General features: G+C 70.6%; 4 protein-coding genes. All 4 read left to right on the top strand.

Features of this window, described 5'->3' with window-relative positions; translation table 11 throughout:
- Nucleotides 1-117 precede the first annotated feature (117 nt).
- From AAHM41_RS38850 to AAHM41_RS38865, 4 genes are read left to right on the top strand one after another with little or no spacing between them, the layout of a single operon-like run.
- Nucleotides 118-897 carry an ABC transporter permease gene (locus AAHM41_RS38850; RefSeq protein ID WP_342241993.1) on the top strand — a complete coding sequence of 260 codons (780 nt, stop codon included), beginning with the start codon at nt 118-120 and terminating at the stop codon, nt 895-897.
- Nucleotides 884-1,963: an ABC transporter ATP-binding protein gene (locus AAHM41_RS38855; protein ID WP_342241994.1), complete on the top strand. Its 1,080-nt coding sequence runs from the start codon at nt 884-886 to the stop codon at nt 1,961-1,963. Before AAHM41_RS38850 ends, AAHM41_RS38855 begins: the two co-directional genes overlap by 14 nt.
- Nucleotides 1,963-2,553, top strand: coding sequence for a cysteine hydrolase (locus tag AAHM41_RS38860; protein WP_342241995.1), 591 nt, complete (start codon nt 1,963-1,965; stop codon nt 2,551-2,553). The genes AAHM41_RS38855 and AAHM41_RS38860 overlap by 1 nt, the downstream gene beginning before the upstream one ends.
- A gap of 1 nt (nt 2,554) precedes the next feature.
- Entirely contained in the window at nt 2,555-4,795 is a 2,241-nt protein-coding gene (locus tag AAHM41_RS38865) for an MGH1-like glycoside hydrolase domain-containing protein (protein WP_342241996.1), read from the top strand.
- The last annotated feature ends 139 nt before the right edge of the window (nt 4,796-4,934 follow it).

The raw sequence follows: 4,934 nt of genomic DNA on the forward strand, positions 1-4,934 counted from the left end.
CCAGGCCGGCGCGGGCGGAGGGAACCCCCTCCCCCTACCCCCCTCCCGCGGGGGGAGGGGGGACTCAAAGGAGGCGATGCCTGAATCCGACCGTGCCGCGACCGGGGGAGCGCGGCCATGAAGAAGCTCGGCCTCGCCCATCTCTGGATCGTCATCGCCTTCCTGTACCTGCCGATCGCGGTGATGGTGGTGATGGCGTTCAACGCCTCGCCGCTGTACCAGCTGCCCTTCGAGTTCTCGTTCGACTGGTTCGCCAGGTTGCCGGACAACGAGCGGCTGCTGTCGGCCAGCGGCAACAGCCTGATCCTCGCCGTCGTCACCGCCATCCTGGCGACCGCGATCGGCACCCCGGCGGCGCTGGCCCTGTCGCGGCGCAAGTTCCGCGGCCGGTCGCTGCTGCAGCTGCTGCTGCTGCCGCCGATCGCCATCCCCTGGCTGATCACCGGCACCGCCATGCTGGTGTTCTTCTTCTCCACCGGCATCGGTCGCGGCCTGTTCGCCATGACCATCGGCCATGTCGCGCTGGCCATCCCCTATGTCGTGCTGGTGGTCGGCACCGGGCTGCAGTCGCAGCGCGCCGACCTGGAGGAGGCGGCGATGAGCCTGGGGTCGACCCCGCTGCACGCCTTCTTCAGCGTCACCCTGCCGCTCTTGCTACCCAGCATCATCGCCGCGGCACTGTTCGCCTTCGCCGTGTCGCTGGACCAGTTCGTGGTCTCCTATTTCCTGGCCACGCCCGGCGTCACCACCCTGCCGGTGGAGATCTACTCCGCCATCCGCAAGGGCTTCACGCCGGAGATCAACGCCATCTCCACCATCCTCTTGGGCGCCTCGATGGTCCTGGTCCTGGCTTTCGCGCTGCTGTCGAACATGGGAGGCGCCCGTGAGCGGCGTTGAGGTCACCCCAGGCGTTGAAGTCGCCGGCGTCAGCAAGCGCTACGGCCCCGCCACCGTGCTGGACCGGATCAGCGCGACCTTCGAGGCCGGGCGCTTCACCAGCCTGCTCGGTCCCTCCGGCTCCGGCAAGACCACGCTGCTGCGCATCGTCGCCGGCTTCGTCGTGCCGGACGAGGGCGAGCTGCGCATCGGGCCTGAGGAGGTGACGCGGGTGCCGGTGTGGAAGCGGCGCATCGGCATGGTGTTCCAAAGCTATGCGCTGTTCCCGCACATGACCGTGCTGCAGAATGTGATGTTCGGGCTGAATCGGCGTGGCGTGCGCGGCCCCTCCGCCGCCAGGGAGGCGCGCGAGGCGCTGGAGATGGTGCGCCTGTCCGGCTTCGAGAGCCGCAGCCCGAAGCAGCTGTCCGGCGGGCAGCAGCAACGTGTCGCGCTGGCCCGCGCCATCGTCACCAAGCCGACCGTTCTGCTACTGGACGAGCCCTTGTCGGCGCTGGACCGGCGGCTGCGGCAGGAGATGCAGGTCGAGCTGAAACGGATCCAGCGCGAGAGCGGCCTGACCACCATCTTCGTCACCCACGACCAGGAGGAGGCGCTGACCCTGTCCGACAGCATCGCCATCCTGGACCGCGGCCGGATCGTGCAGGACGGGGCGCCGGGCGAGATCTACGAGCAGCCGCGCACCCGCTTCGCCGCCGGCTTTTTGGGCGACGCCAACTTCCTCGAGGGCATGGTGGCGACGGGCGGCGTCGAGGTGCAGGGCGGCACGGTTCGGGTGGCGGGGCCGCTGCCGGCGGCCGGGTCCAAGGTCACCCTGGCGGTGCGGCCGGAGAAGATGCAGATCCTGGCCCCGAACACCGCCCACACCTTCGAGAACGCGATGCCGGCGACGTTGCGCGAGGTGATCTATGCCGGCGCCGTCTCGACCTATCTGCTGGCCGGGCCGGACGGGCGCGAGCTGAAGGTCTTCGCCCAGAACCGGTCGCAGGACAGCGCCACCCCGGCGCCCGGCTCCGCAGTCACCCTGGGCTGGTCCGCCGCCCACACCATCGCGCTGGAGGATTGATGCTGCGCTTCGGGCCGCTGTCGCCGAACACAATCCACATCGCCATCGACCTGCAGCGCCTGTTCGCCGAGGACACGGTGTGGTCGACCCCGGCGCTGATGGGCATCGTCCCCAACGTCGCCGCGCTGGCCAAGGCCGGCCGCACCCTGTTCCCGCGCTTCGTGACGCCCGAGCGGGCCGAGGACGCGCCCGGCGCCTGGCGTCGCTACTACACGCGCTGGGCCGCGGTGACCCGGCCGAACCTGGCGCCGGGCATGCTGGACCTGGTGGCCGATCTCGCCGCCCTGGCCGAACCCGGCAGCGTCATCGACAAGCCGACCCATTCCGCCTTCGCCGCGCCGGAATTCGTCGACCGGCTCGCCGCGCTGGGCGCCGACACGCTGATCGTCACCGGGGTGGAGACGGATGTCTGCGTCCTCGGCACCATCCTCGACGGCATCGACCGCGGCTTCCGCATCATCGCCGTGTCCGATGCGATGACCAGCTCGTCGCTGCCGGGCCATCACGCCACGCTCGACCTGATCCTGCCGCGCTTCGACCAGCAGGTGGAGATCGTCACCACCGAAGCGGCCCTGCGGGCCTGGAGCTGAGATGCTGCGCGATACCACCGTCCCGCTCGCCCGGGCCTGGAACACCTGGTCCAGCCGCCCGGCCGAGATGGTGTTCCTGCCGCTCGGCGTGCGGGTGACGCCGCTGGCCTATGCCGACAGCAGCCGCAGCGCCACGCTGTTCCCGGCCAGGTCGGTGCGCTACGGCCGCCACGCGCTGGACGGCAGCCTGGTGGAGCTGGACCTGAACCATGCCGGCACCGGCCTGGCCTGGCGCTGGGCCAAGCGCGGGCCGTTCGAGCTGTCCGGCACCTGGCGCACGGCGAAGACCGGCGAATGGGGCCTGCGGTTCTGGTTCAATCTCTGCCTGTCGGCAGAGGGGGGAGAGGTCGCGCGCTGGGACCCGGCGGGCGCCGCATTGGTCAAGGTCGGCCACCGCTTCGTGGCGATCGCCAGCGCCGAGCCGCCGGTGCAGGTGACCGGCCACGCCACGGTCGAGGCCGTGGCCGAGGACTATGAGACGAACGGCTACTTCCACCTCGCCTCGCGGTCGGAGGCGGCGCCGGTGCTGGTGCTGCGCTTCAACCTGGAGATGATGCGCGATGGCGGCATCGGCGTCGCCGTGGCCGACCGGGCGGATCTGGCGGTCGAGCGCGCCAGGGCGCTGGCGGCCGAGCCGGGCGAGGTCCCTGCCCTTCCCGGCCAGAGTCTTCCCGTTCAGACGGGGGCCCAGGCCGGGGCGCTGGACGCGCTGCGCGACGTGATGGCCTGGAACACGGTGTGGGACGAGGTCAACCACCGGCCCTACACCTCGATCAGCCGGAACTGGAACCTGTCGAAGTTCGGCGGCTTCGGCGTCTGGCTGAACGACCAGCTCTACAACGCCCTCCTCACCGGCTATCTCGACCAGGAGATGGCGCGGGAGAACCTGGCGGCGTCGCTGGCCAGCGCCACGCCGGAGGGCAACCTCGCCTGCCTGCTGACCGCCAACGACGCCTGGGTCGACCGCACCCAGCTGCCGATCGGGTCGTTCCTGCTGTGGCTGATCTATCTCCGCTCCCGCTCGCGGCCGATGCTGGAGCTGGCCTATGGCACGCTGGCGCGCAACCACGCCTGGTGGTGGCGCGAGCGCGATCCGCGCGGTCGCGGCCTCGTCTCCTACGGCACCTCGGATGTCGGCGAGGGGCTGTACAAGGGCACCTCCTTCGGCGCCCGCAACGAATCCAGCATGGACAATTCGCCGATCCATGACGAGGCGGAATACGACCCGAAGACGCGCACCCTGCGGTCGGAGGATGTCGGGCTGAACAGCCTGCTGGCCTTCGACGCCGAGGTGCTGTCCTGGATCGCGACCGAGCTGGGCGACGAGGCGGCCGCGGCCGCCCATGCCGAGACTGCCGCCCGGACCCGGGCGAAGATCGGCTCCGAGCTGTGGGACGACAGCCGCGGCATCTTCGCCAACCGGCTGTGGTCCGGCGACTTCGTGCGCAGCCTGGGGCCGACCAGCTTCTACCCGCTGATCTGCGGCGCCGCCTCGCCCGAGCAGGCGCAGCAGTTGCTGGCCCATCTCGAGGACCCGGCCACCTTCGGCGGCGAATTCGTCATCCCCGGCACGATGCGGGACGACCCGGCGGCGAAGGACAATTCCTACTGGCGCGGCCGGATCTGGCCGCCCTTGAACTGGATGGTCTGGCACGGGCTGCGCCGCAACGGCTTCGAGGCCGAGGCCGTGAAGCTGGCCGAGGACAGCCTGCGCCTGTTCGCCCGAGCCTGGGACGAGCGCCGGCTGTGCCCGGAGAACTTCAACGCCGAGACCGGCGAGCCGATGGACCAGCCGGACACCGAGGGCTTTTACAGCTGGGGCGCGCTGATGCCGGCGCTCGGCGTCGCCCGGGTGATGGACATCAACCCCTGGGGCGGCTGGGAGCTGGTCAATGACGGCGCCGACGCCACACTGGGCCCGATCGCCAGCCCGGCCGGCGCGGTGACGGTCGCCATCGAGAGCGGCGTGCTTGCCTTGCGCCGCGGCAGCCGCACGCTCTTGGAGACCAATCTCCGGGGCCGGCTGTCGCAGCTGCGCTTCGGCGAGGGCGATATCGCCATCACTTTGCCGGCGGAGCTGCCCTCCGGCGCCTGGCTGCGCTTCCCGTCGCTGACGCCGGAGCGGGTGCTGGGCCTGCGGATCGGGGACGAATCCGTCACCCCGCGGGCGGAGGGCGGTGTCACGATCGACTTGCCCACCGGCGCCGCCGGCCGCACGCTGCGCGTGATCCTGGCCGCCTAGAGCGAGATGATTTGGGTCAGATCACTCTGGAGGATCGCACCGGGCATTGCCTCTCCCGCTTGCGGGCTATCGGATTCACACATCTTTGAAGTGAGCTTTTTAAGTCCCCCTCCCCTTGCGGGAGGGGGCGGGGGGGGGG

Source organism: Inquilinus sp. OTU3971 (assembly GCF_038440215.1).